Annotated in this window: 21 protein-coding genes; 4 read left to right on the forward strand and 17 right to left on the reverse strand. The window is 67.9% G+C overall.

Annotated elements, in window-relative coordinates:
- Nucleotides 1–30: 30 nt before the first annotated feature.
- Nucleotides 31–1,584, reverse strand: a complete 1,554-nt coding sequence (garD, locus tag CFB40_RS30195; RefSeq protein WP_089429012.1) for a galactarate dehydratase — start codon at nucleotides 1,582–1,584, stop codon at nucleotides 31–33.
- A gap of 229 nt (nucleotides 1,585–1,813) precedes the next feature.
- On the opposite strand from garD, the gene kdgD reads away from it, so the two are divergent.
- Nucleotides 1,814–2,728: a 5-dehydro-4-deoxyglucarate dehydratase gene (gene kdgD / locus CFB40_RS30200; RefSeq protein ID WP_089433361.1), complete on the forward strand. Its 915-nt coding sequence runs from the start codon at nucleotides 1,814–1,816 to the stop codon at nucleotides 2,726–2,728.
- A gap of 136 nt (nucleotides 2,729–2,864) precedes the next feature.
- On the opposite strand, the gene CFB40_RS30205 is transcribed toward kdgD, so the two are convergent.
- Together CFB40_RS30205 and CFB40_RS30210 are read right to left on the reverse strand one after the other, a co-directional pair.
- Nucleotides 2,865–3,416 (reverse strand): hypothetical protein, encoded by a 552-nt coding sequence (locus CFB40_RS30205; protein WP_089433362.1) that lies wholly within the window; start codon nucleotides 3,414–3,416, stop codon nucleotides 2,865–2,867.
- A 256-nt stretch (nucleotides 3,417–3,672) separates the two neighbouring features.
- Nucleotides 3,673–5,250, reverse strand: a complete 1,578-nt coding sequence (locus CFB40_RS30210; RefSeq protein WP_089433363.1) for an aldehyde dehydrogenase (NADP(+)) — start codon at nucleotides 5,248–5,250, stop codon at nucleotides 3,673–3,675.
- 247 nt (nucleotides 5,251–5,497) lie between these two features.
- Here CFB40_RS30210 and CFB40_RS30215 point away from each other — a divergent pair, with 247 nt between their 5' ends.
- Nucleotides 5,498–6,877 carry an MFS transporter gene (locus CFB40_RS30215; RefSeq protein WP_089429008.1) on the forward strand — a complete coding sequence of 460 codons (1,380 nt, stop codon included), beginning with the start codon at nucleotides 5,498–5,500 and terminating at the stop codon, nucleotides 6,875–6,877.
- 78 nt (nucleotides 6,878–6,955) lie between these two features.
- On the opposite strand, the gene CFB40_RS30220 is transcribed toward CFB40_RS30215, so the two are convergent.
- Both CFB40_RS30220 and CFB40_RS30225 read right to left on the reverse strand, forming a co-directional pair.
- Nucleotides 6,956–7,681: a site-2 protease family protein gene (locus CFB40_RS30220; RefSeq protein WP_089433364.1), complete on the reverse strand. Its 726-nt coding sequence runs from the start codon at nucleotides 7,679–7,681 to the stop codon at nucleotides 6,956–6,958.
- On the reverse strand, nucleotides 7,678–8,640 hold the full coding sequence (locus CFB40_RS30225) for a DUF2167 domain-containing protein (RefSeq protein ID WP_089433365.1): 963 nt from the start codon (nucleotides 8,638–8,640) through the stop codon (nucleotides 7,678–7,680). Before CFB40_RS30225 ends, CFB40_RS30220 begins: the two co-directional genes overlap by 4 nt.
- A gap of 196 nt (nucleotides 8,641–8,836) precedes the next feature.
- Here CFB40_RS30225 and CFB40_RS30230 point away from each other — a divergent pair, with 196 nt between their 5' ends.
- Nucleotides 8,837–9,685 (forward strand): helix-turn-helix domain-containing protein, encoded by an 849-nt coding sequence (locus tag CFB40_RS30230; protein ID WP_089433366.1) that lies wholly within the window; start codon nucleotides 8,837–8,839, stop codon nucleotides 9,683–9,685.
- Nucleotides 9,686–9,717: 32 nt separating this feature from the next.
- Here the strand turns inward: CFB40_RS30230 and CFB40_RS30235 are convergent, their stop codons facing one another.
- On the reverse strand, nucleotides 9,718–10,347 hold the full coding sequence (locus tag CFB40_RS30235; RefSeq protein WP_089433367.1) for a LysE family translocator: 630 nt from the start codon (nucleotides 10,345–10,347) through the stop codon (nucleotides 9,718–9,720).
- 154 nt (nucleotides 10,348–10,501) lie between these two features.
- Between CFB40_RS30235 and CFB40_RS30240 the strand changes: the two genes are divergently transcribed.
- Nucleotides 10,502–10,966, forward strand: a complete 465-nt coding sequence (locus CFB40_RS30240; protein ID WP_089433368.1) for an Lrp/AsnC family transcriptional regulator — start codon at nucleotides 10,502–10,504, stop codon at nucleotides 10,964–10,966.
- Here CFB40_RS30240 and CFB40_RS30245 read toward each other — a convergent pair.
- The 11 genes from CFB40_RS30245 to CFB40_RS30295 all read right to left on the reverse strand — a co-directional run bounded on the left by CFB40_RS30245 (nucleotide 10,963) and on the right by CFB40_RS30295 (nucleotide 22,022).
- Nucleotides 10,963–12,339, reverse strand: coding sequence for a dihydroorotase (locus tag CFB40_RS30245; protein ID WP_089433369.1), 1,377 nt, complete (start codon nucleotides 12,337–12,339; stop codon nucleotides 10,963–10,965). The two genes, CFB40_RS30240 and CFB40_RS30245, sit on opposite strands and share 4 nt — an antisense overlap.
- A 3-nt stretch (nucleotides 12,340–12,342) precedes the next feature.
- Nucleotides 12,343–12,903 (reverse strand): gamma carbonic anhydrase family protein, encoded by a 561-nt coding sequence (locus tag CFB40_RS30250; RefSeq protein ID WP_089433370.1) that lies wholly within the window; start codon nucleotides 12,901–12,903, stop codon nucleotides 12,343–12,345.
- Nucleotides 12,903–13,481: a 6-pyruvoyl trahydropterin synthase family protein gene (locus CFB40_RS30255; RefSeq protein WP_089433371.1), complete on the reverse strand. Its 579-nt coding sequence runs from the start codon at nucleotides 13,479–13,481 to the stop codon at nucleotides 12,903–12,905. The genes CFB40_RS30250 and CFB40_RS30255 overlap by 1 nt, the downstream gene beginning before the upstream one ends.
- A complete protein-coding gene (gene folE2, locus CFB40_RS30260; RefSeq protein ID WP_179255321.1) occupies nucleotides 13,475–14,395 on the reverse strand; it encodes a GTP cyclohydrolase FolE2 in 921 nt (306 codons plus the stop codon). The genes CFB40_RS30255 and folE2 overlap by 7 nt, the downstream gene beginning before the upstream one ends.
- A gap of 58 nt (nucleotides 14,396–14,453) precedes the next feature.
- Nucleotides 14,454–15,662, reverse strand: a complete 1,209-nt coding sequence (zigA, locus tag CFB40_RS30265) for a zinc metallochaperone GTPase ZigA (protein WP_089433373.1) — start codon at nucleotides 15,660–15,662, stop codon at nucleotides 14,454–14,456.
- Nucleotides 15,663–15,798: 136 nt separating this feature from the next.
- On the reverse strand, nucleotides 15,799–17,010 hold the full coding sequence (locus CFB40_RS30270; protein WP_089433374.1) for an acyl-CoA dehydrogenase family protein: 1,212 nt from the start codon (nucleotides 17,008–17,010) through the stop codon (nucleotides 15,799–15,801).
- Nucleotides 17,007–17,849 (reverse strand): hypothetical protein, encoded by an 843-nt coding sequence (locus CFB40_RS30275; protein ID WP_089428998.1) that lies wholly within the window; start codon nucleotides 17,847–17,849, stop codon nucleotides 17,007–17,009. Before CFB40_RS30275 ends, CFB40_RS30270 begins: the two co-directional genes overlap by 4 nt.
- 54 nt (nucleotides 17,850–17,903) lie before the next feature.
- Entirely contained in the window at nucleotides 17,904–18,560 is a 657-nt protein-coding gene (locus CFB40_RS30280; protein ID WP_046546161.1) for a methionine ABC transporter permease, read from the reverse strand.
- Entirely contained in the window at nucleotides 18,553–19,743 is a 1,191-nt protein-coding gene (locus CFB40_RS30285) for a methionine ABC transporter ATP-binding protein (RefSeq protein WP_089428997.1), read from the reverse strand. Before CFB40_RS30285 ends, CFB40_RS30280 begins: the two co-directional genes overlap by 8 nt.
- Before the next feature lie 18 nt (nucleotides 19,744–19,761).
- Nucleotides 19,762–21,180: an LLM class flavin-dependent oxidoreductase gene (locus CFB40_RS30290; RefSeq protein ID WP_089429229.1), complete on the reverse strand. Its 1,419-nt coding sequence runs from the start codon at nucleotides 21,178–21,180 to the stop codon at nucleotides 19,762–19,764.
- A gap of 11 nt (nucleotides 21,181–21,191) precedes the next feature.
- Nucleotides 21,192–22,022, reverse strand: coding sequence for a MetQ/NlpA family ABC transporter substrate-binding protein (locus CFB40_RS30295; protein WP_089433375.1), 831 nt, complete (start codon nucleotides 22,020–22,022; stop codon nucleotides 21,192–21,194).
- Nucleotides 22,023–22,186 lie beyond the last annotated feature (164 nt).

Here is a 22,186-nt window from a genome sequence, read left to right on the forward strand (position 1 = left end):
CGCTTCGTCCGGCGGCAACGGCCGCGCGTGTCAGGTCACCGGCGCCGGATTGAACAGCGTCAGCGCATTCGCGAGCTTCCACTGCTCGGCCCACGTGCGGCGCTTGCCGCTCGCGACATCGAGCATCAGCCGGAACAGTGCCCAGCCCGTGTCCTCGATCGTGGCCGCGCCGGTCGCGATCTGCCCCGCGTCGAGATCCATCAGGTCGTGCCAGCGGCGCGCGAGGTCGCTGCGCGTCGCGACCTTGATCACCGGCACCTGCGCGAGACCGTACGGCGTGCCGCGGCCGGTCGTGAAGATGTGCAGGTTCATCCCGGCCGCGAGCTGCAGCGTGCCGCAGATGAAGTCGCTCGCGGGTGTCGCCGCGTACAGCAGCCCCTTCTGCTTCGCGCGATCGCCGGGACGCACGACGCCGGCAATCGGCGCGCTGCCCGACTTCACGATCGAGCCCATCGCCTTCTCGACGATGTTCGACAGGCCGCCCTTCTTGTTGCCGGGCGTCGTGTTCGCGCTGCGGTCGACGCGGCCGCGCTGCAGGTAACGGTCGTACCAGTCCATCTCGCGGATGATCTCGCGCGCCACGTCCTCGGTCGCCGCCCGCGACGTGAGCTGCGCGACCCCATCGCGCACTTCCGTCACCTCGGAGAACATGATCGTCGCGCCCGCGCGCACCAGCAGGTCGGCCGCGAAGCCGACGGCCGGGTTCGCGGTGAGCCCCGAGAACGCATCGCTGCCGCCGCACTGCACGCCGACGACGAGATCCGATGCCGGGCACGTCTCGCGGCGGCGGCGGTTGAGCCGCTCGAGATGCGATTCGGCCATCGTCATGATCGAGTCGATCATCGAGTTGAAGCCGACGTGCGCGGCGTCCTGCAGGCACACCACGCCGCCGTTGTCGGTCGCACCGTCGGCCGCGACCGGAATCGTGCCGGGCGGCAGCAGGCGCTCCGGCTGCAGCTTCTCGCAGCCGAGACTCACGGTCATCACCTCGCCGCCGAAGTTCGGATTCAGGCTGATGTTGCGCAGCGTGCGGATCGGGATGTCGGCGTCGGGCGCGTCGATCGCCACGCCGCAACCGTACGTGTGCTCGAGCCCGACCACGTCGTCGACGTTCGGGTAGCGCGGCAGCAGCTCGGCCTTGATCCGCTTCACCGCGTGCTCGACGACGCCCGACACGCACTGCACGGTCGTCGTGATCGCGAGGATGTTGCGCGTGCCGACCGAGCCGTCGGCATTGCGGAAGCCCTCGAACGTATAGCCTTCGAGCGGCGGCAGCGGCGGCGCGGCGCGGGTTGCGAGCGGCAGGTCGTCAAGCCCCGGCGGCTCGGGCATGCGCATCGTGCGTTCGTTGACCCAGCTGCCGCGGCGCAGCTCGACCAGCGCATAGCCGATCACCACGTTGTAGCGGACGATCGGGTCGCCGGCCGCGAGATCGACCAGCGCAACCTTGTGCCCCTGCGGCACGCCTTCGCGCAGCGTCAGCCCGTCGGCGAACATCGCGCCCTCGGGCAGGCCGCCGTCGTTGACGACGATCGCGACGTTGTCGTCCGGATGCACACGGATATAGAGCGGGGAAGCAGTCATCGGAATTCCTGGAGGCTATCGGCCATATCGTTAGTCATCATATGACATTCGACCTTGCTCGGCGATGCTGCGTAAACCCTTATCCGGAAAGACCCTACTATTTATCGACCCGCAAACCGCTTGCGTCGCCCCTCCCCTCGTTGTACGATGACATACAACGACATCGCCAATGTGGCTCGTATGCCGTTCCCAACGAACCCAGCACTCGCGCTAGACGGACGACCCAACCATGACCTCACCGCAAGAACTCAAACAGATCATTTCCCACGGCCTGCTGTCGTTTCCGCTGACGGATTTCGACGCCGACGGCAGCTTCCGCCCGTCCACCTATGCCGAGCGCCTGGAATGGCTCGCGCCGTACGGTGCGAGCGCGCTGTTCGCGGCCGGCGGCACCGGTGAATTCTTCTCGCTCACGCAGCGCGAGTATTCGGACGTGATCCGTGTCGCGACGGAAACCTGCAAGGGCAAGGTGCCGATCCTCGCCGGCGCGGGCGGTGCGACGCGCGTCGCGATCGAATATGCGCAGGAGGCCGAGCGCCTCGGCGCGAGCGGCGTGCTGCTGATGCCGCATTACCTGACCGAAGCCAGCCAGGAAGGGATCGCCGACCACGTCGAGCAGGTGTGCCGTGCGCTGAAGATCGGTGTCGTGGTGTATAACCGCGCGAATTCGAAGCTGAACGCCGACATGCTCGAGCGCCTCGCCGATCGTTGCCCGAACCTGATCGGCTTCAAGGACGGCGTGGGCGAAATCGAAAGCATGGTGACGATCCGCCGCCGCCTCGGCGACCGTTTCGCGTACCTCGGCGGCCTGCCGACGGCTGAAGTCTATGCGGCCGCGTACAAGGCGCTCGGCGTGCCGGTGTATTCGTCGGCGGTGTTCAACTTCATCCCGAAGACGGCGATGGCATTCTACGAAGCGATCGCGAAGGACGACCACGTCACGGTCGGCCGCCTGATCGACGAATTCTTCCTGCCGTACCTGAAGATCCGCAATCGCCGCGCGGGCTATGCGGTCAGCATCGTGAAGGCGGGCGCGAAGCTCGTCGGCCATGACGCAGGCCCGGTGCGCGCGCCGCTCGTCGATCTCACCGATGCAGAAGCGGCGGAGCTCGATGTGCTGATCAAGAAGATGGGGCCGCAATAAGCGGTGTTCGTCGGCGGCGCACGTCGCATTGGCGCCGCGCCGGCAGTGCTACATCGCGGCCGGCATTCGCCGGCCGCGACCTTTTGCGCGCTTTCCGCGATGACGCACGCATCCGCCGCAATGCGTGTCGCCACCGTCACATCTGCGCGATGACCCCGACGATCCGGTAACGCACGTTCCCCAGCTTGACGCGTGTCGCCTCGATCTGGTCCTGCGCACCCGATCGCGCGCGCGAATTCGATTCGCTGCCAAGGATCTGCCCGAGTACGTCGCGGTCAACGACCGCGTCGAAGAACCGGCCGACCGTGATCGTCGCCGACTGCTTCGCGGTCGCGAGCTGGCTGTTCGCCTGCATCAACGCTTCGGTGCGCAGGCCCGGATCGCGTTCATCGATGCCGCGCCGGTACTGGAGCGCGAACACCAGCGCTTCCATGTCCTGCCGGAAACGGCGAACGGCTTGACCGAACACGAGCGAATGCGCGTCGGAACCCGTGACGAGCCGCCCCTGGTTGATCGTGATGTCGAATTCGCTGCCGCTCAGGTCGCGCTGGAATTCCAGCAGTGCATTCGCGAGCACGCGTCCTTCGCTGTACTGGCCGATCTGGGTGCGCACGGATTTCGCGACGTCGCCGATCGCTTTCCACAATCCGGCCGCGAACAGGTGGTCGCCACGTTTGTTGATATTCATGGATTCGGTACCCTTTTAGACTTTTTCTGGATCTCTCAGGCTTCGCCCGCAGGTCGGTCGACCCGGGGCTTCGGTACTGTAGGAGAAAAGCGGGGGCGGCGAAAGTCTGCCGGGGTGGCATGCACCCGTTCTCCGACAGCTTCCGAAGCACGCAAAAAAGGCGGAAGCAGCCGACCGGCTACCTCCGCCTTTCCGATTTCAGGCACGCAATCGGCGCATTGACCGCCGTCATGACGCCATCAGCCGTGCGGGCCGATTACTCCGCCTTCCCGTCCCGCAGCCGCGGAATCGCGAGCGGATTGCTTTCCTGCAACCCTTCCGGCAGCAGATCGTCCGGGAAATCCTGGTAGCACACGGGCCGCAGGAAGCGCTCGATCGCCGTCGCGCCGACCGACGTGACGGCCGGATTCGACGTGGCCGGGAACGGCCCGCCGTGCACCATCGCATCGCACACCTCGACGCCGGTCGGGTAGCCGTTGACCAGCAGACGGCCCGCCTTGCGTTCGAGGATCGGCAACAGCCGGCGCGCGAGCGGCTTGTCGTCGGCGTCCATCTGCAGCGTGGCCGTCAGCTGGCCTTCGAGCGCTTCGAGCACGCGCGCGACTTCGTCGAGATCGCGACAACGCACGATCAGCGACGCCGGCCCGAACACCTCGTGGCTGAACGCCGGCTCGGCGAGGAACGCCTGCGCACCGACTTCGTACAGCGCACCGCCGGCCTGGCAGTCGGTCTGCGCCGCCTCGCCCGCGCCGATTTCGCGCACGCCCGGCAGTTCGGCCAGCTTGCCGCGGCCGTTGCGATACGCATCGGCGATGCCGCGCGTGAGCATCACGCCGGCCGGCTTCTTCGCGAGCGCCTGCGCGGCGACGGTTTCGAAGCGGTCGAGATCGGGGCCGTCGATCGCGAGCACGAGGCCCGGGTTGGTGCAGAACTGGCCGACGCCCAGCGTCAGCGAATCGACGAAGCCCGTCGCGATCGCGTCGCCGCGCGCGGCAAGCGCCGCCGGGAACAGCACGACGGGGTTGATGCTGCTCATTTCCGCGTAAACGGGAATCGGCTGCGGGCGCGCGTTCGCGAGCTGCACGAGCGCCATGCCGCCCTGCCGCGACCCCGTGAAGCCGACCGCCTGGACAGCCGGATGGCTGACGAGCGCCGCGCCGATCACGCGGCCGGGGCCGACCAGCAGCGAGAACACGCCCGCCGGCATGCCGGTTTTCGCGACGGCGGCGCGGATCGCGCGGCCGACCAGCTCGGACGTGCCGAGATGCGCCTCGTGCGCCTTCACGATCACCGGGCAGCCGGCCGCGAGCGCCGACGCCGTATCGCCGCCGGCCACCGAGAACGCGAGCGGGAAATTGCTCGCCCCGAACACGACGACGGGCCCAAGCCCGACTTTCTGCAGCCGCAGGTCCGAACGCGGCAGCGGCGTGCGCGCCGGCTGCGCGGGATCGATCGACGCGGCGAGGAAGCGCCCGTCGCGCACGACGCGCGCGAACAGCCGGAGCTGGCCGACGGTGCGGCCGCGCTCGCCCTGCAGCCGCGCGACGGGCAGGCCCGTTTCGGCGTGCGCGCGCTCGATCAGCGCGTCGCCGAGCGCGACGATTTCATCCGCGATCGCTTCGAGAAACGCCGCGCGGGCCGCGAGCGGCTGCGCGCGGTACGCGTCGAACGCATCGCGCGCGAGTTCGCATGCGCGCTCGACGTCGGCCTGCGCCGCAACGCCGAACGCCGGCGCGTCGATCGGCTCGCCCTTCGACGGGTCGAACGCGCGCAAGGTACCGGCCGAGCCGGCGACCGCTTCGGCGCCGATCAGCATCTCTCCAGTCAGTTGCATGGGGTGTGCTCCGTGGTTCGAAAATAGATCGTTCATTGTAGCTCAACAGATATGATGTCCGCCCACTGAGCATCAATATTCACGTCAATTGTCGGGCGGGTGCCGCCACGCGCAAAACCCTTATTTCACCGGCCAATATCTGGGATTTTTACCCTTTCACGCCACCATCCAGAGGGAAAACCCGAGGTTTCTACGTCTGATTATTGCCAATAAACTGTCGCCAAGTCATACGACGACATACATTAAAGTGCCTAATCAAACCCCTTCTCGCGAGCTTCCGCTCGACCTCGCGCGCACCGCGCGCCGGACCGCCGTGCGCTACTGGATCCTGACGATGCTGTTCGTCGTCACGACGCTCAACTATGCGGACCGCGCGACGCTGTCGATCACCGGCACGCCGATCCGCAAGGCGTTCGGCATCGATCCGGTGACGATGGGCTACATCTTCTCGGCGTTCAGCTGGGCGTACGTGCTCGCGCAACTGCCGAGCGGCTGGCTGCTCGACCGCTTCGGCGCGCGGCGCGTGTATGCGGCCAGCATCTTCCTGTGGTCGGCGTTCACGCTGCTGCAGAGCACGATCGGCCTCGGCGGCAGCGCCGCGTTCGCGGTCGCCGCGCTGTTCGCGATGCGCTTCGCGGTCGGCATCGCCGAAGCACCCGCCTTTCCGGCGAACGCGAAAGTGGTCGCGAGCTGGTTCCCGACCGCCGAACGCGGCACCGCGTCGGCGATCTTCAACGCCGCGCAGTACTTCGCGGCCGTGGTGTTCTCGCCGCTGATGGCGTGGCTCACGCATGCGTACGGCTGGCACCAGGTGTACCTGTGGCTCGGCCTCGCCGGCATCGCGCTCGCGTTCCTGTGGCTGCGGGTCATGAAGGATCCGGCCGACCATCCGGCCGTGAACCGCGCGGAACTCGAGCATATCGAGCAAGGCGGCGGCCTCGTGCGCACCGCCGCACGCAGCAGCAACGGCGCGCGCTCCGAAAGCAGCCGCGTGGCCGGCTGGTACTACGTGCGCCAGCTGCTGTCGAACCGGATGCTGATCGGCGTGTACCTCGGCCAGTACTGCGTGAACGTGCTCACGTACTTCTTCCTCACGTGGTTCCCGATCTATCTCGTGCAGGCGCGCGGCATGTCGCTGCTGAAGGCCGGCTTCATGACGTCGCTGCCCGCGATCTGCGGGTTCCTCGGCGGCGTACTCGGCGGGATGCTGTCGGACGGGCTGATCCGCCGCGGCGTGTCGCTCACGCTCGCGCGCAAGATCCCGATCGTCGGCGGGATGGCGCTGTCGATGGTCATCATCGGCTGCAACTACGTCGACAGCGAAGTGCTGGTGATCGTGCTGATGGCCGTGTCGTTCTTCGGCAAGGGGATCGGCTCGCTGGGCTGGGCCGTCGTCGCGGATACCGCGCCGAAGGAAGCGATCGGCCTGTCGGGCAGCCTGTTCAACATGTTCGGCAACACGGCCGGCATCATCGCGCCGATCGCGATCGGCTACCTCGTCGGCGCGAGCGGCTCGTTCAACGGCGCGCTCGTGTTCGTCGGGCTGAACGCGCTCGTCACCGTGTTCAGCTATCTCGTGATCGTGAAGGACATCAAACGCGTCGAACTGCGTCATCGCGACGCCTGACGTTCGGCTTCAAGACAAAGCAACGGCGGCCGCATGAAAACGGCCGCCGTTGTTGCATTCGACCTCAGATATCCGCTGTCAGATCGACGAATGCGCGGCGCGCAGCATGTCGTGCACGCCGGACGTCATCAGCGCGAGGAACGCGAGCAGGCCCACGTAGCAGAGCGCGTACGTCGTCTTCGTCTCGATCGACGTCGCATAGTACACGCGGTTCTCCGGCGCGTCGGGGTCGTAGCGCCACGCACGCTTCAGTTGCGGCAGCGCGAGGATCGCCATCACGATCAGCAACGGGCTCGGGCGGTACACGAACAGCGCGATCAGCACCGGCACGCCCGCGAACCAGATGCGCGGCGACAGCACCGCGGTGATCCGGCCGCCGTCGAACGGCGACAGCGGAATCATGTTGAACAGGTTCAGGAAGAAGCCCGTATACGACAGCGCGAGCAGCAGGTTGCTGTCGGTGTGGCGCGCGGCCGCGTAGCAGGCCAGCGCGCCGAGCGTGCCGACGAACGGCCCGGCGAGCCCGACGTACGCTTCGGTTTCCGCGTCGTGCGGCATCTCCTTCAGCTGGATCCACGCGCCGACGAACGGGATGAAGGTCGGCAGCCCGACGTCGAGCCCGCGCCGCTGCGCGGCGAGGTAGTGGCCGGCCTCGTGCACCAGCAGCAGCGCCACGAAACCGGCGGCGAACCGCCAGCCGTAGAACAGCGCGTAGACCGCGATCGACGCCAGCATGGTGCCCGCCGACATGAGCACCTTGCCGAGCTTGAGGCCGCCGAAGATCAGCAGCAACAGCTTCGTCATTCCTTGCGCTCCGTGCCGGACGCATCGGATACGCTGGATGCCTCGGCGACGGCCGGCACCGCGGCCGCCTTCGGCTTGCGCCCGAAGAAGCGCTTCAGTGCCGCACCGCCGGCCAGCAGCGCGACCGCGCCGATCTTGAAGAACTTCACCGCGAACGCGCCGATCAGCGCGAGCAGGCCGAGCTTCTTCGCGCCGACGCCGACGATCAACGCCGCGAGGCCGTACTCGGCGACGTGGTCGGTCGACTTGTTGAAATCGGCATAGCGCTTGCCGTCGTTGAAGCGGATGTTCGACAGCAGCTCGTCGGCCGACGCCTTGTACTTCGGCAGGTCGGCAAGCGTCGACGCCATCGTCAGCGACAGGTAGCCGTCACGGCCGAGCACGAGCGTCCGGTAGTTCACGCCGTCGTTCTCGGCGTTCGGGGCCGCGCCCTTGTCGCGGATGATCGCCGACCACACGAGCCGGTGCGTGGCCGCGTCGTAGGCAGGCGCCTTCGCCCAGCCGACCACCTCGGTCTCCGGAAGGCCGCGCTCCTTGCGCCCCGGGTTGTCTTCCTCGGTGCCGGACTGCAGGCTCTTCAGCAACTCGTCGGGCTTCCAGTCCTTCGCGTCGTCGTCGCGGATATAGCCGCTCGGCTCGAACGACACGACCGAGATCCAGTCGGCATCGGGATCGTCGGGCAGCACGAGGCCGACCAGCTTGGATTCGTCGATCGAGTTGCCCATCGAGCGCAGGTAGCGGCCGGCTTCGGCAGCCGGCACGAACGATTCGCCGGCTTTCAGCTTCAGCACGGCTTCGTGTTTCACGTCGATGTCGGTCGGGCCCTTCACGACCGCGTCGTTGGCGGCCGCGGCGGCGGCCCTCATTTCCACCTGTGCAGCTTCGGTCTGCGCGTGGCTGGTGGTCGCGGCGAATGCGAGCGTCGCCACGCAGGCGAGCCGGACGGCAAGTTTTTTCATTGTTGGATTCCCCTGGAATGCCTTGTCGTAAATATGCACGGCACCGGCCCAGGCGTTTTCAATCGCGGGTCCGGCGTCGTCTCTCAGTTGGCACGGGGGCTATGGTAACGCAGCGCGGTGACACGCCCGGGGAACGGCGCGATGCTTACGTCAGAGGTAATGCCCAAGGTGCGCGGGATTGCCTATCATCTGCCACATGAACCCGACCGCCGCCCTCCATTCGCCCTCCCCGTCCGCCGGCCGCGCGCCAGGCATCGGCCCGCTGCTGCGCACGTGGCGGCAACGCCGGCGACTGAGCCAGATGGCGCTCGCGCTCGACGCGGACGTCTCCGCGCGCCACCTGAGCTTCGTCGAATCGGGCCGCGCGCAGCCCAGCCGCGAGATGGTGCTGCATCTCGCCGAGCGGCTCGACGTGCCGCTGCGCGAGCGCAATGCGCTGCTCGTCGCGGCCGGCTTCGCGCCGCTGTTCCGCGAACGGCCGTTTTCGGATCCGCAACTGGATGCCGCGCGCCATGCGGTCGAAGCCGTGCTGCGCGGCCACGAGCCTTATCCGGCGCTCGCCGTGGACCGCCACTGGACGCTGCTCGCGGCGAACCGGATGCTCGGTGCGCTGGTCGCGCAAGCCGACCCGGCGCTGCTGCAGCCGCCCGTCAACGTGCTGCGGCTAAGCCTGCATCCGGACGGGCTCGCGTCGCAGATCGTCAACTGGCACGAATGGCGCGCGCACATCCTGCATCGGCTGCAGCGGCAGATCGATGCGAGCGGCGACCGCACGCTGCACACGCTGCGTGACGAACTCGCCGCGTATCCGGCGCCGGCCGGCCAGCCCGACGACACGCACGCGCGCACCGACTTCGCGGAGATCGCCGTGCCGCTGCGGCTGCGCACGGCGGCCGGCGAACTGACGTTCTTCAGCACGACGACGGTGTTCGGCACGCCGGTCGACGTGACGCTGTCGGAACTCGCGATCGAGGCGTTCTTTCCGGCGAACCCGGAGACGGTGGAGGCAATGCGGGCGCTGGCGGACGCGTTGCCGGTGGAATAAAGCCGGCAGGCGCGCCGGCGCCGCGGCCGCGATCAGCGGCGCTCGAGCGCCAGCTTCACGCCCAGCCCCAGCAGCACCACGCCGCTGACGCGATGCATGCGCGTCAGGATGCGCGGATTGCGGCGGATCGATGCAGACAGCAGGCCCGCGAACAACGCGACCGGCCCCTTGACGAGAAACGTCAGGCCGGCAAACGTCGCGCCCAGCACGAACAGCGACAGCATCGGATGCGCGGTGCCCGCCGGCACGAATTGCGGCAGGAACGCCAGATAGAAGAGCGCAACCTTCGGATTCGACACGTTGGACAGCGCGCCTTGCGCGAACGTGCGAAGCCGCGATGCCTGCGCACCGTCGCGGCCGCTCGCGAGCGTCAGTTCGCCCGACGACCGCAGCAACGTGATGCCAAGGTACAACAGATACAGCGCACCGATCACCTTCAGCGCCGTGAACAGCCATTCGGATGCCTGAAGAAGCGCGCCCAGACCGAGCGTCGCGAGCATCGTATGAACGAGCAGCCCGACGCTGACGCCCGCGGCCGTCACGAGGCCCGCGCGCGTGCCGCCGGACAGCGTGCGCGACATCACGAGCACCATGTCCTGACCCGGCGTGACGATGATCAGAAGCGACGTTGCGATGAATGGCAGCCAGGATAGATGTGACATGGGAGCGCTCCTGAAGGGATAGCCGGCGGACGAGAATCGCCCGGCCGGTCTTCAGATTATCGGTGCCCTTCCGTGGAGATTGGATGCGTATTTGGCTACGTGAAATCCGCGATTTGGAGCTAATCTCTAGTTTTCAAGCTTCTGGTAGCAAAAAATGCCAATCAAACTGGACGCGATCGACCGGCGCATTCTGCGTGCATTGCAACGGAATTCGAACCAGACGAATGCCGAACTCGCGCAACAGGCCGGGCTGTCGCCCACGCCATGCCTGCGCCGCGTTCATCTGCTCGAGGAACAAGGCGTGATCGACGCATATGTCGCACTCTTGAACCCGGCTGCCGTCGACCTGCGATTCACCGCGTTCGTGCGCGTCACGCTGGAGCGCCAGGACAAGAAGACGGTCGAACACTTCGCACGCGAGATGGAGCAAGCGCCCGAAGTACTCGAATGCCACCTGATGGCCGGCAGCTACGACTATCTGCTGCGCGTGATCGCGCGCGATCTCGACGACTACCAGCGCTTCCAGATGGAGACGCTCACGCAGATCGAAGGCGTCCGCAACGTCGAAACCGAGATTCCGCTGAAGCGCATCAAGCAGACGGTTCGCCTGCCGATCTAGGCATCCAGAAACGTCACGGCCTGCCCTGCCGGGGCCCCGTTCAACGCACCGTCACGCACGACGGCCTGCCCGCGCACGACCGTGTGCACGGGCCAGCCCGTCACCGTGCACCCGTCATAGGGCGTCCAGCCGCTCACGCTCGCAATCCATTCGTCCCGGATGATGCGACGCGCACGCAAGTCGACGATGCTGAAATCGGCGTCGTAGCCCGCCGCGACCCGCCCTTTCCCCGCGATGCCGAAGATGCGCGCCGGCCCGGCGCTCGTCAGGTCGACCAGCCGCGCGAGGCTCAGGCGGCCCGCATGCACGTGATCGAGCATCAACGGCAGCAGCGTCTGCACGCCGGTCATCCCGCTCGGCGACTGCGGATAGGGCCGGTGTTTTTCGTCGCGCGTATGCGGCGCGTGATCGCTGCCGATCACGTCGACCACGCCATCGCGAACGGCCTGCCACAGCGCGTCCTGATGATGCCGCTCGCGCACCGGCGGATTCATCTGCGCGAACGTGCCGAGCCGCTCGTAGCAATCGGGCGCGTACAGGCTCAGGTGATGCGGCGTGACCTCGACCGTCACGCGATGCCGGTGCCGCGCGAGGAACGCCATTTCGCCGGCGGTGGACACGTGCAGCACATGCAGCCGGCGGCCCGTCTCGGCAGCCAGCCCGACGATGCGCCGCGTCGCGGCCAGCGCGCTTTCCTCGTCGCGCCAGCGAGGATGGTCCCGCACGTCGCCGCTCGCTTCGACTAGCCCCCGGCGTTCGCGCAGCCGCGCCTCGTCTTCCGCGTGCACGGCCATGCGCCGCCGCCCGTTGCGCACGATCCGGCGCAACACGGCTTCGTCGTCGGCCAGCAGGTCACCGAACGAACTGCCCATGAAGACCTTCACCCCCGCGCAGCCCGGCAGGTTTTCGAGTACCGGCAGCCGTTCGGCGTTCGCGGCGGAGCCGCCGATGTAGAACGCGTAGTCGCACCATGCACGGCCGCGCGCAAGATCCAGCTTGGCCTGCAGATCCTGCGCGGTCAGCGTCAGCGGATGCGTGTTGGGCATCTCGAAGATCGTCGTGACGCCGCCGAGCACCGCGCCGCGCGTGCCGGCCTCGAGGGTCTCCTTGTGCGTCAAGCCCGGTTCGCGGAAATGCACCTGGCTGTCGACGACGCCCGGCAACACGTGCAGGCCGCCGGCATCCAGCCGGACGTCGGCGCTCCACGTGCCGTGCAACGCGCCCAGCCCGACGACACGGCCGTCCACGCACGCGATGTCGATACGCTCGGCCCCGTTGGGTGTCATCACCGTGCCGCCGTGCACCAGCAGGTCGGCGTGACGTCGCCGCAACGCATCGCTCACGCCCGCTTCACGTCGGATGGGCTCGTCCATGACTCAGAACTCGTTCTGGATGTGCTTGTAGCCCAGCACCAGCGCATTGTTCGTGCGTGCAACGTCCTCGGAGAAATCGCTCGCGTCGGCCGTCACCTGCGGCAACGCGGCGAGATCGGTTTCCGGCCCGATGCGCTCGGTCGAACGCACGTAGAAACCCGGCGGCAGGTGGCAGCCGTCGACGACCGCGTTGTAGCGCACCACGCAGCCGTCGTCGATGGTGCAGTTGAACAGCACGCTGTTGAAGCCGACGAACACGCCGTTGCCGACCTTGCACGGCCCGTGGACGATCGCGCGATGCGCGATCGACGTGTGCTGGCCGATGGTGACGCTCGCACCCGACTTCGAATGGATCACCACGCCGTCCTGGATGTTCGAATGCGCACCGATCACGATCGGCGCGATCCGGCCGCCGGCATCCGTTTCGTCGGCGCGGATCACCGCGTACGGGCCGATGAACACGTTCTCCTCGACGATCACGAGCCCGCACAGAATGGCGGTCGGATCGACGAAGGCGCTCGGGTGGATCTGCGGCAGGTCGCCGCGCGGGTTCTTTCTGATCATCAGGATTCCTGCCTTGAAGTGGGGCGGCCGCGCTTGATCCGCTCGAACAGGCCCGGATCGCGCCACTGTCCGGCGATGGCCGGCGCGAACACGATGTCGTCCAGGTCGATGCGGCCCATGCGCGGGTTGAACGCATCGTCGCGAAAGCACTGCGCGTAACCGGTCTCGGTCTCGTGAACGATGATCGAATGCAGCCGCACGTCAGCTTCGCCGTTCGTCATGCGGGTGCTGGACAGTGCCGCATCGACGAGGCGAAAGAACACGCGCGAGAACTGCTCCGCGCTCGGCGACACGGGCAGCAGCACCCAGCGCTCGGAATGCCGGCGCATGCTCTCGACATAGCACGGGTCGTCATCCGTCCACAGCGTCACGGCGTGGTCGAACGCGTCGATCAGGTCGCGCACGTCGCCCTTGAGCAGCCCGAAGTCGTAGATCATCTGCCCGTGATCCAGCGCGTGCGCTTCCAGCAGCAGCTCGACGCGGTACGAATGACCATGGATCGAATGCGAGCAGCGCCGCGTGCTGCAGCCGCGCACGACGTGCGCGTTCTCGAAGCGGAACAGCTTGCGGATCAGCATGCGTCGGCGCCTTCGCGCACCGGCGCGGCCCAGGCCACCGCATCGTGCGGATGCAGGCTTTCCAGATGGCGCACGTGCACGTGCGGGGTCGCATGGTGGCCGTCCAGCGCGGCCTGGACCCGGCGCGCGGCATCCTCGACGAACATCAGGTTGCCGCCGTTCAGCACCGCGAAGGCCTGCTCGTCCGCGCGCTTGACAGCCGTCTGCACCGGCGTGCCGAGCGCATGCTCGATGCGATCGATCAGGTCGATCAGCCCCAGCGTCGCGCCATCGTCGGGCAGCGCCACGCTGACGACGGCTTCGCTGCGCTGGCTGTGCGGCGTGGCCGCCGTCGCGTGCCGCTTCAGCCACGCGGCGACTGCCGCCGGCTCCACGCGATCGTCGCGGCCGAATGCCGCCAGGAACGCCTGCTCGACCCAGTGCCGCGACAGCGCGGCCGAGCACGGGCACGTCGACGAATAGACGACCGTCACCTGCGCGCGCAGCTCGAACCGGGAGCCGGTCAGCGTCGCGTCGAGCCGGACCGGATAGGCTTTCCATCCGGCCAGCCCGTCGGTCACCAGCGCGGCGCGGCGCGCCAGCAAGTCGAAGCGCAACCGGAGCCGCGCGCTGCGCGTGTCGCAGTCGCGATGGCTGTCGACCATCGCGTGCAGCACCCGCTGAAGGCCGGCCGGCGACAGCGCCGCGCCATCATCGAGCCCGTCGAGCAGCCGGTACAGCCGCGACATGTGGATGCCCTTCACGTGCGGCGCAGGCAGATCGACCTGCACGTCGGCGCGCGCATGCACGTCGCGCCGGCAGCCGGGCTCGGCCACGGCAACGGGCAGGTCGATGCCCTGCATGCCGACCCATTCGAGCGGGCGGCCGCCCGGCGCGGCATCGGTCAGGGAAATATCGGGAAGCGGTGCGTTCATGCTCGGGATCCGGTGGAGCGCCTTCTCCATCCGGATCGATGCAGGAAGCGCGTTCAGGTCAGGGCCAGTCGTGAAACGGGTTGTCCCACGTGGTCCAGTGTTCGGGGCCGGTGGCCATCTCGGCATCGGTCAGCAGACACGCGTCGAAGCGCGCGCGCAGCGCGGGCTCGTCCATGTCCATGCCGATCAGCACGAGTTCCTGCCGCGCATCGCCGACGCGTTCGTCCCAGCGCGCACGGATCTGCGCAACGGCTTCCGCGTCCTCCGGCCAGCGCTCGGGCGGCGTGGCCGCCCACCAGTAGCCGGCCGGCCCGTGCCGCGCGACCGCGCCGGCCTGCGACCACGAACCCGCGACGGTCGGGTGGGTGGCGAGCCAGAAGAACCCCTTCGAGCGGACGACGCCCGGCCATTCGCTTTCGACGAGCTCGAAGAAACGCTGCGGATGGAACGGCCGGCGCGCGCGATAGACGAAGCTGCGAATGCCGTATTCGTCGGTCTCGGGCGTGTGCGTGCCGCGCATCTCCTGCAGCCAGCCCGGCGCGCGCGACGCCGCGTCGAAGTCGAACAGGCCGGTGTCGAGCACGCGCTCGAGCGGCACCTTGCCGAATTCGGCGATCTCGATCCGTGCGCGCGGGTTCAAGCCACGCAGCAGCGCGACCAGCCGCTCGCGCGCGCTTGCATCGATCAGGTCGATCTTGTTGATCACGATCACGTCGCAGAACTCGATCTGGTCGATCAGCAGATCGACGACCGTGCGCGCATCTTCCTCGCCCATCGATTCGCCGCGCGACTGCAGGCTGTCGCGCGACGCGTAGTCGCGCAGGAAATTGAACGCGTCGACCACCGTCACCATCGTGTCGAGCCGCGCGACTTCGCCGAGGCTGCGGCCGTCCTCGCCTTCGAACGTGAACGTCTCGGCCACCGGCAGCGGCTCCGAGATGCCGGTCGATTCGATCACGAGCTGGTCGAACCGCCCGTCGCGCGCGAGCCGGTCGACCTCGATCAGCAGATCCTCGCGCAGCGTGCAGCAGATGCAGCCGTTGCTCATCTCGACCAGCTTCTCGTCGGTGCGCGACAGCCCCGCGCCGCCGTCGCGCACGAGCGCGGCGTCGATGTTGACCTCGGACATGTCGTTGACGATGACCGCGACGCGCCGGCCCTCGCGATTGTTCAGGATGTGGTTGAGCAGCGTCGTCTTGCCGGCGCCGAGGAAGCCGGACAGGACGGTCACGGGAAGCCGCGTGGACGGGGAGAGTGCGGGGCTCATCGGGCGATTCCGGGAGGAGAGTGGACGATCATCGAGTGATACATAGTATCGCAACGATATAACATATCATTTCAAACGTCCAGCATGCCGGTTAGGTTTTGTCCGGAGCGGACCGCGCCGCTCCGGCATCACGCCGTCATGTATAGAGCGACGCCTGCGGCAACTCGGCCGTCAGCGCGAACCGGCCCACATCCCGCAACCGGTAGTCGAGCGGATCGTGCAGCGTATGCGTGCGCGCGTTCCGCCAGAAGCGGTCGAGGCCGAGCGACGCGGCTGTCGCGCGTGCGCCGCAGGCGTCGAACAGCGCCTCGCCGTTCTCGAGCGCCGCGCGCTGCGCGACGATCTTCGCCTCCGATACCGCGAGCGCCACCTCGGCGCGTTCGTCGGCCGTCAGCGCATCCTGCCGCGCCCAGGCACGCTGCAACGCGGCGGCCGCGCGATCGGCCAGCGCCGCCGCGGCGATCGCCCGCACGCGCATGTCGCCGAAGCGCTGCAGCGTGTACGGATCGTCGCTCGCCTGCGCGACCTCCGACTGGATCCACGGGCGGCCATGCTTCAGCACGTAGTCGCGCGCTTCCGCCAGCGCGCCTTCCGCGAGCCCGACGAACAGGTTGGTCAGCACCAGCTGCGACACGAGCGTGCGCAGCGTCGCGCGCGGGGTCGGCGGCGTCTCGGAACGGTGCAGCACCTCGTCCGCCGCAAGCGTCACGCCGTCGAAGCGCACGCTGCCGCTGTCGGTCTGGCGCTGGCCGATCGGATCCCAGTCTTCGTTGACCGTGATCCCCGCGCGATCGGTCGGCACCACGCCGAACACGGTGCGGCCGGTGTCCGGATCGTGCGCGGACACCGTCATGCGCTGCGAGCCGCGCGTGCCCGAACAGAAACCCTTCACGCCATCGAGCCGGTAGCCGCCGTCAGGCGTGGCCGTGGCCACGAGCCGCGTGTCGAGCGGATTGACCGCATTGCCCCACCACCATTGCTGCTCGACCGTGCCACGCAGGTAGCGCTCGCGCTGCGCGGGGTTCCCCCACACGTCGACGCTCACCACCTGCAGGCACTGGAACCCGACGAGATGCGCGAGCGCGCTGTCGACGCGCGCGATCTGCCGGATCGCATCGTAGATCCCGGGCCACGCGGCTTCCTGCCCGCCGAACGCACGCGGCACCGCGAGCGTCAGCAGGCCCGCATCGGCGAGCCACTGCTTCTCCTGCGCCGCATGACCGCCCGCGCGGTCGCGCGCGGCGGCCGTGGTGCGCAACGCGTCGATCGCGCGCGCCAGCGCGACGTGGTCGAAAGCAGGCGTATCGGTATCGGGCGCAAAGGTCGCCGGGCCACGCGGATCGTTCATGCGACGGCTTCCTGCGCAACCGCTTCACCCGACAGCGGCACCAGCGCGTCGAGCGTGCGGCCGGTCAGCCGCGACAGGATCTCGCGCCGCCAGTCGTCGTAGATCGCGCGGTATTCGGCGATATCCGCGCCGAACACGTGCGCGGTGTGCGCGTACTCGTCGTGCAGGTAACCGTCGAGCCGCGCCTGCGTTTCCTCGTCGGCCGCGATCACGCGATCGATCAGCGCATCGCGTTCGGCTGCCGGCAGCGCCTTCAACGTGTCGAACCACCACTGGACGATCTGCACGCGATGCCATTCCTCGTCCGGCCGGATCCGGTTCTCGCCGTGCTCGCGCATCGCGGAATCGCCGATGCGGCCGGTCTTGCGCTGGATCCACAGCTTCGCGAGGATGTGCAGCTCGTAATGCCATTCGAACGCGAGAAAGCCGGCGATGTCGCGCACCGCGATGTCGCCGATGCGCGCCCAGTGCGCGGCGACGAGCCGGTCGACTTCCGGCAGCGGATCACGCCCCGTCAGTTCGGTCACGCGTTCGCGGCCGATCACCGCGTGCGCGCCGTCGTCGCCGAGCTGGCGCGACAGGATCAGCTGGAAATGGGGATCGTCGCGGAACAGCGTGTCGATCGCCTTCGCGACGACCTGCACGATGAACAGGTCATGCGACGCCATCTTCGTGTAGTAGTCGGCGACGGCGGCCAGTTCGTCGTCGTTGCGCGGCTCGCGCGGCGGCGTGGCGAGCTTCGCCGGGAAGTCAGGACGATGGCGTCGCGCCACGTCGAGAAACAGCGCTTCCTCGAATTGTCCGTTCCATTCGCGCGGCGCGCCGATGGGCAAGGTCATAGGTTTCTTTCTCTCAGGATCATGAATGAAGCGAGCGGACGCTTGTGGCGTCGCTCAGGTACGCCTGGTCACGCGTCGGACCAGGCGGTCGCCCGTGATTTGCACGGCCGAGACGAGCGCGATCAGGATCACGATCACGGTCGCCATGACGGTGGTGTCGAAACGCTGGTAGCCATAGCGGATCGCGAGATCGCCGAGGCCGCCCGCGCCGACGGCGCCCGCCATCGCCGTCGAGCCGATCAACGCGACGACGGTAATGGTGAAGCCGCCGAGCATGCCGGGCAGCGCTTCGGGCAGCAGCACGTGCCAGACGATGTGGCGGCGCTTCGCACCCATCGCGAGCGCGGCCTCGATCAGCCCGCGGTCGACTTCGCGCAGGCTCACCTCGGCGATCCGCGCGAAGAACGGGATCGCGGCGATCGACAGCGGCACGACGGCCGCCCAGACGCCGATCGTCGTGCCGATCAGCACGCGCGTGAACGGCAGCAAAGCGACGAGCAGGATGATGAACGGCGTCGAGCGAAACACGTTGACGAGCGCGCCGAGCACCGCGTTCACGCCGCGCCGCTCGTAGATGCCGCCGGGCGCGGTCGTCACGAGGATCACCGCGAGCGGGATGCCGATCAGCGCGGCAATCACGGCCGACGCTGCGACCATCGACAACGTGTCGCGGATCGCGTCGAGCAGTTCGGGCCACCAGAGATCAAACATAGCCGAGCACCTCCGCGTGATTCGCGTGGCGCCGCGCGCGTTCGAGCAGCGCGGCCACCGCGCCGCCGCGGGCGGTCGATTGGCCGGCGTCGTCCGCACGCAGTGCCGCCGCGATCACGAGCCGCCCCTGTGCGTGCCCCTGGATGCGCTCGATCCCGCCGTGCAGGAAACGCACCGAGCCGCCGAGCGCCACCGCGAGCGCGCCGACATCCGGCTCGCCGCCGCTCTCGCCCGTATAGCGGACGTCGAGCACGACCTGCGCGCCTTCAGGCAACGCGGCTTGTGCCGGCAACGGCTGCACGCGCGCGGCCAGTTCGGCCGGCAGGTCGTGCACGAGCGTGCTGAGCAGCGCGCGCGTCGCGCCGTGGCGCGGATCGCCGAACACGCGCCACACGGGGCCCGTTTCGACGACTTCGCCCTGCTCGATTACCGCGACCGTGTCGCACACCGCGCGGATCACTTCCATCTCGTGCGTGATCAGCACGATCGTCAGCCCGAGGCGACGGTTGATGTCGGCGAGCAGCGCGAGGATCGACTGCGTCGTCTCGGGATCGAGCGCCGACGTCGCCTCGTCGCACAGCAGCACCTCCGGATCGTGCACGAGCGCGCGGGCAATGCCGACGCGCTGCTTCTGCCCGCCCGACAGGCTGGCCGGATACGCGTCGCGCTTCGCGGCGAGCCCGACGAGGTCGAGCAGCGCCTCGACCTTGCGCACGCGCTCGGCCTTCGGCACGCCGGCGATCTTCAGCGGCAGCGCGACGTTCTCGAACACCGTCTTCGCGGACAGCAGGTTGAAATGCTGGAACACCATCCCGGTGCGGCGCCGCAACGCGACGAGCCCGTTCTCGTCGAGCGCGCCGACGTCGACGCCCTGCACGCGCACGCGGCCCGAGCTCGGCCGCTCGAGGCCGTTCACGAGCCGCAGCAGCGTCGACTTGCCGGCGCCGCTGCGGCCGATGATCCCGAAAACCTCGCCGCGCCGCACGTCGAGCGTCACGTCGCGCAGCGCGGCAGCCTGGCCGCGCGGCGTCGCGAACACCTTGCCGACCTGCTCCAGCGATACGGCGGCGCCGGCGCGGGTCGATTCGGCCGACGCGGCCGCTTCGTCATGTGCCGTTGCCTCGGCTCCCGCACGTACTGCCGACGTCTCAATGAAACCCAGCGTATCGAACAATTGCGTCATCGCTTCGCTCCGTCACGTTCAGACATGCGCGGGATGCGCGGATTCGGCGTGCACGGCGGCGCCCGGCCGGTGCTGCGCGCCGGTATGCCACGCGGGCAGGCGCGGGCCCGCGCCGAACAGCTTCTCGCGCAGCGTCGGCGCGGGATCGTAGTCTTCCTTGTAGACGCCGCGGTTCTGCAGCTCGGGCACGACCCAGTCGACGAAATCCTCGAACGACTCGGGCATCACGGTGCGCGTCAGGTTGAAGCCGTCGATGCCGGTCTCGTCGATCCACGACTGCAGTTCGTCCGCGACCTGCGACGGCGAGCCGACGATCGGCGCATAGCGGCCGCCGAGCGACATCTGTTCGAGCATGCGGCGCACGGTCCACGTGCCGGTCGTGCTCTTGCGCGAGATCGCGTCGACGGCCGACTGGATCGAATCGGTCTTCACGTACGAGATCGGTTCGTCGAGTCCGTACTTCGCGAAGTCGATGCCGGTCGAGCTCGCGAAATGCGCGAGACCGGCCTCGGCGCTCGCATAGCGCCGGTACTCGTCGAACTTCTCGCGGGCAAGCAATTCAGTCTCGGCCGTCACGACGCTCACGCCGGCAAAGATCTTGATTGACGCCGGGTCGCGGCCCTGCCGTGCAGCGGCCGCGCGAATGTCGAGTGTCGCCGCACGCGCGGCGGCCTTGCTCTGCCCGTTCACGAACACGCATTCCGCGTGACGGCCGGCGAACTCGACGCCGCGCGCGGACGAACCGGCCTGGTACAGCACCGGCGTGCGCTGCAGCGACGGCTCGCTCAGATGAATCGCGTCGATCGAATAGAACGGCCCGTCGTGCTTCACGCGCCGCACCTTGCCCGGCTGCGCGAACACGCGCGCCTGCGCGTCGCGGATCACCGCATCGTCGTCCCAGCTCTGTTCCCACAGCTTGTAGACGACGTCCATGTAGTCGTCCGCGCGCTCGTAGCGGTCGTCGTGGCCGATCTGCTGCGCGAGGCCCATCCCGCGCGCGGCGCTGTCGAGATAGCCGGTGACGATGTTCCAGCCCACGCGCCCTTTCGTCAGGTGATCGAGCGTCGACATGCGGCGCGCGAACAGGTATGGCGGCTCGTAGGTGAGGTTCGCGGTCACGCCGAAGCCGAGGTGCCGCGTGACCTGCGCCATCGCGGGCACGAGCAGCAGCGGATCGTTGACCGGCACCTGCACCGATTCGCGCAGCGCGGCGTCGGGGCCGCCGCCGAACACGTCGTACACGCCGACGATGTCCGCGAGGAAGATCCCGTCGAACTTGCCGCGTTCGAGCGTCTTCGCGAGGTCGGCCCAGTAGTCGAGATCGGTGTAGTGCGCGGAGCGGTCGCGCGGATGCGTCCACAGCCCGTGGTTGATGTGCCCGACGCAGTTCATGTTGAACGCGTTGAGCAGGATTTTCTTGCGGTTCGCCGTCGTCATGCCCGCCTCCGTCACCACGCGATCGCGTACAGCGAGCCGAACGCGTTGTCGAGCGCCTTGCGCACCGCAGGCGAGTGCTGATAGATCGAGATGAACTTGCGGATGCGCGGATCGTTCACGCTGTCCGGCCGCACGACCCACTGGATCGCGAAGATCTTGTTCTCGGTGCCGTCGAACAGCAGCGCGCTGTTCGGGTCGGTCGTGCCGGCGAGCTTGATGAAGCTCGGGTAGCCCTGCGCGAGATCGACGTCGTCGAGTGAGCGCGCGAGCTGCGACGCTTCGAGCGGGATGATCTTCAGGTGCTTCGGGTTCGCGACGATGTCATGCGTCGTCGCGCGGTAGTCGGCACCCGGCTTCAGCGTGATGAGCCCCGCGCGCTGCAGCAACAGCAGCCCGCGCCCGCCGTTCACCGGATCGTTCGCGATCGCGACTTTCGCGCCGTCCTTCAGCTCGCTGAAGCTTTTCACCTTCTTCGAATAGAGGCCGATCTTCATGATCGTGCCGGGCGCGATCGACACGAAGTTGTAGCCGCCCTGCTTGTTCGCGTTCTCGAGGAACGGGATGTGCTGGAAGTAGTTGACGTCGATGTCCTTGTTCGCGAGCGCCGCGTTCGGCGTATTCCAGTCGGTGAACTCGACGATCTTCACGTCGAGCCCCTGCGCCTTCGCTTCCTTCGCGGCGACCTTCAGCGCCTCGATCTGCGGGCTGGTCGAGATGCCGACCTTCAGCGGCGCGGTGTCCGCGTGCGCGCCATTGAGCAAGGCGACGCCAAGCACGGCGGCAGCCAGCAGGCGCGCGATGCGGCCGGCGGAAAAGCGGGCGGAAAAAACGGCATGCAGCATGGAAACCACTCTCCTGTCCAAAGACGGTATCGATGGATGAGCGACGCCGCGGCGAACGCACGGGCGTTCTCCGGACAGAGGTCAAACGCATCGGAAAAGATCAGCCGATGATAGAGAGCGGCGCGGGGGCGGTCTACGAAGCGATTGTGCGAAGAAAATCGCGC

The organism is Burkholderia sp. AU31652 (assembly GCF_002223155.1).
GTDB lineage: Bacteria > Pseudomonadota > Gammaproteobacteria > Burkholderiales > Burkholderiaceae > Burkholderia.

Coding starts and splice junctions, on each gene's coding strand:
- garD (WP_089429012.1), bottom strand. CDS start 1,584: ATGACTGCTTCCCCGCTCTATATCCGTGTGCATCCGGACGACAACGTC.
- kdgD (WP_089433361.1), top strand. CDS start 1,814: ATGACCTCACCGCAAGAACTCAAACAGATCATTTCCCACGGCCTGCTG.
- CFB40_RS30205 (WP_089433362.1), bottom strand. CDS start 3,416: ATGAATATCAACAAACGTGGCGACCACCTGTTCGCGGCCGGATTGTGG.
- CFB40_RS30210 (WP_089433363.1), bottom strand. CDS start 5,250: ATGCAACTGACTGGAGAGATGCTGATCGGCGCCGAAGCGGTCGCCGGC.
- CFB40_RS30220 (WP_089433364.1), bottom strand. CDS start 7,681: ATGACGAAGCTGTTGCTGCTGATCTTCGGCGGCCTCAAGCTCGGCAAG.
- CFB40_RS30225 (WP_089433365.1), bottom strand. CDS start 8,640: ATGAAAAAACTTGCCGTCCGGCTCGCCTGCGTGGCGACGCTCGCATTC.
- CFB40_RS30230 (WP_089433366.1), top strand. CDS start 8,837: ATGAACCCGACCGCCGCCCTCCATTCGCCCTCCCCGTCCGCCGGCCGC.
- CFB40_RS30235 (WP_089433367.1), bottom strand. CDS start 10,347: ATGTCACATCTATCCTGGCTGCCATTCATCGCAACGTCGCTTCTGATC.
- CFB40_RS30240 (WP_089433368.1), top strand. CDS start 10,502: ATGCCAATCAAACTGGACGCGATCGACCGGCGCATTCTGCGTGCATTG.
- CFB40_RS30245 (WP_089433369.1), bottom strand. CDS start 12,339: ATGGACGAGCCCATCCGACGTGAAGCGGGCGTGAGCGATGCGTTGCGG.
- CFB40_RS30250 (WP_089433370.1), bottom strand. CDS start 12,903: ATGATCAGAAAGAACCCGCGCGGCGACCTGCCGCAGATCCACCCGAGC.
- CFB40_RS30255 (WP_089433371.1), bottom strand. CDS start 13,481: ATGCTGATCCGCAAGCTGTTCCGCTTCGAGAACGCGCACGTCGTGCGC.
- folE2 (WP_179255321.1), bottom strand. CDS start 14,395: ATGAACGCACCGCTTCCCGATATTTCCCTGACCGATGCCGCGCCGGGC.
- zigA (WP_089433373.1), bottom strand. CDS start 15,662: ATGAGCCCCGCACTCTCCCCGTCCACGCGGCTTCCCGTGACCGTCCTG.
- CFB40_RS30270 (WP_089433374.1), bottom strand. CDS start 17,010: ATGAACGATCCGCGTGGCCCGGCGACCTTTGCGCCCGATACCGATACG.
- CFB40_RS30275 (WP_089428998.1), bottom strand. CDS start 17,849: ATGACCTTGCCCATCGGCGCGCCGCGCGAATGGAACGGACAATTCGAG.
- CFB40_RS30280 (WP_046546161.1), bottom strand. CDS start 18,560: ATGTTTGATCTCTGGTGGCCCGAACTGCTCGACGCGATCCGCGACACG.
- CFB40_RS30285 (WP_089428997.1), bottom strand. CDS start 19,743: ATGACGCAATTGTTCGATACGCTGGGTTTCATTGAGACGTCGGCAGTA.
- CFB40_RS30290 (WP_089429229.1), bottom strand. CDS start 21,180: ATGACGACGGCGAACCGCAAGAAAATCCTGCTCAACGCGTTCAACATG.
- CFB40_RS30295 (WP_089433375.1), bottom strand. CDS start 22,022: ATGCTGCATGCCGTTTTTTCCGCCCGCTTTTCCGCCGGCCGCATCGCG.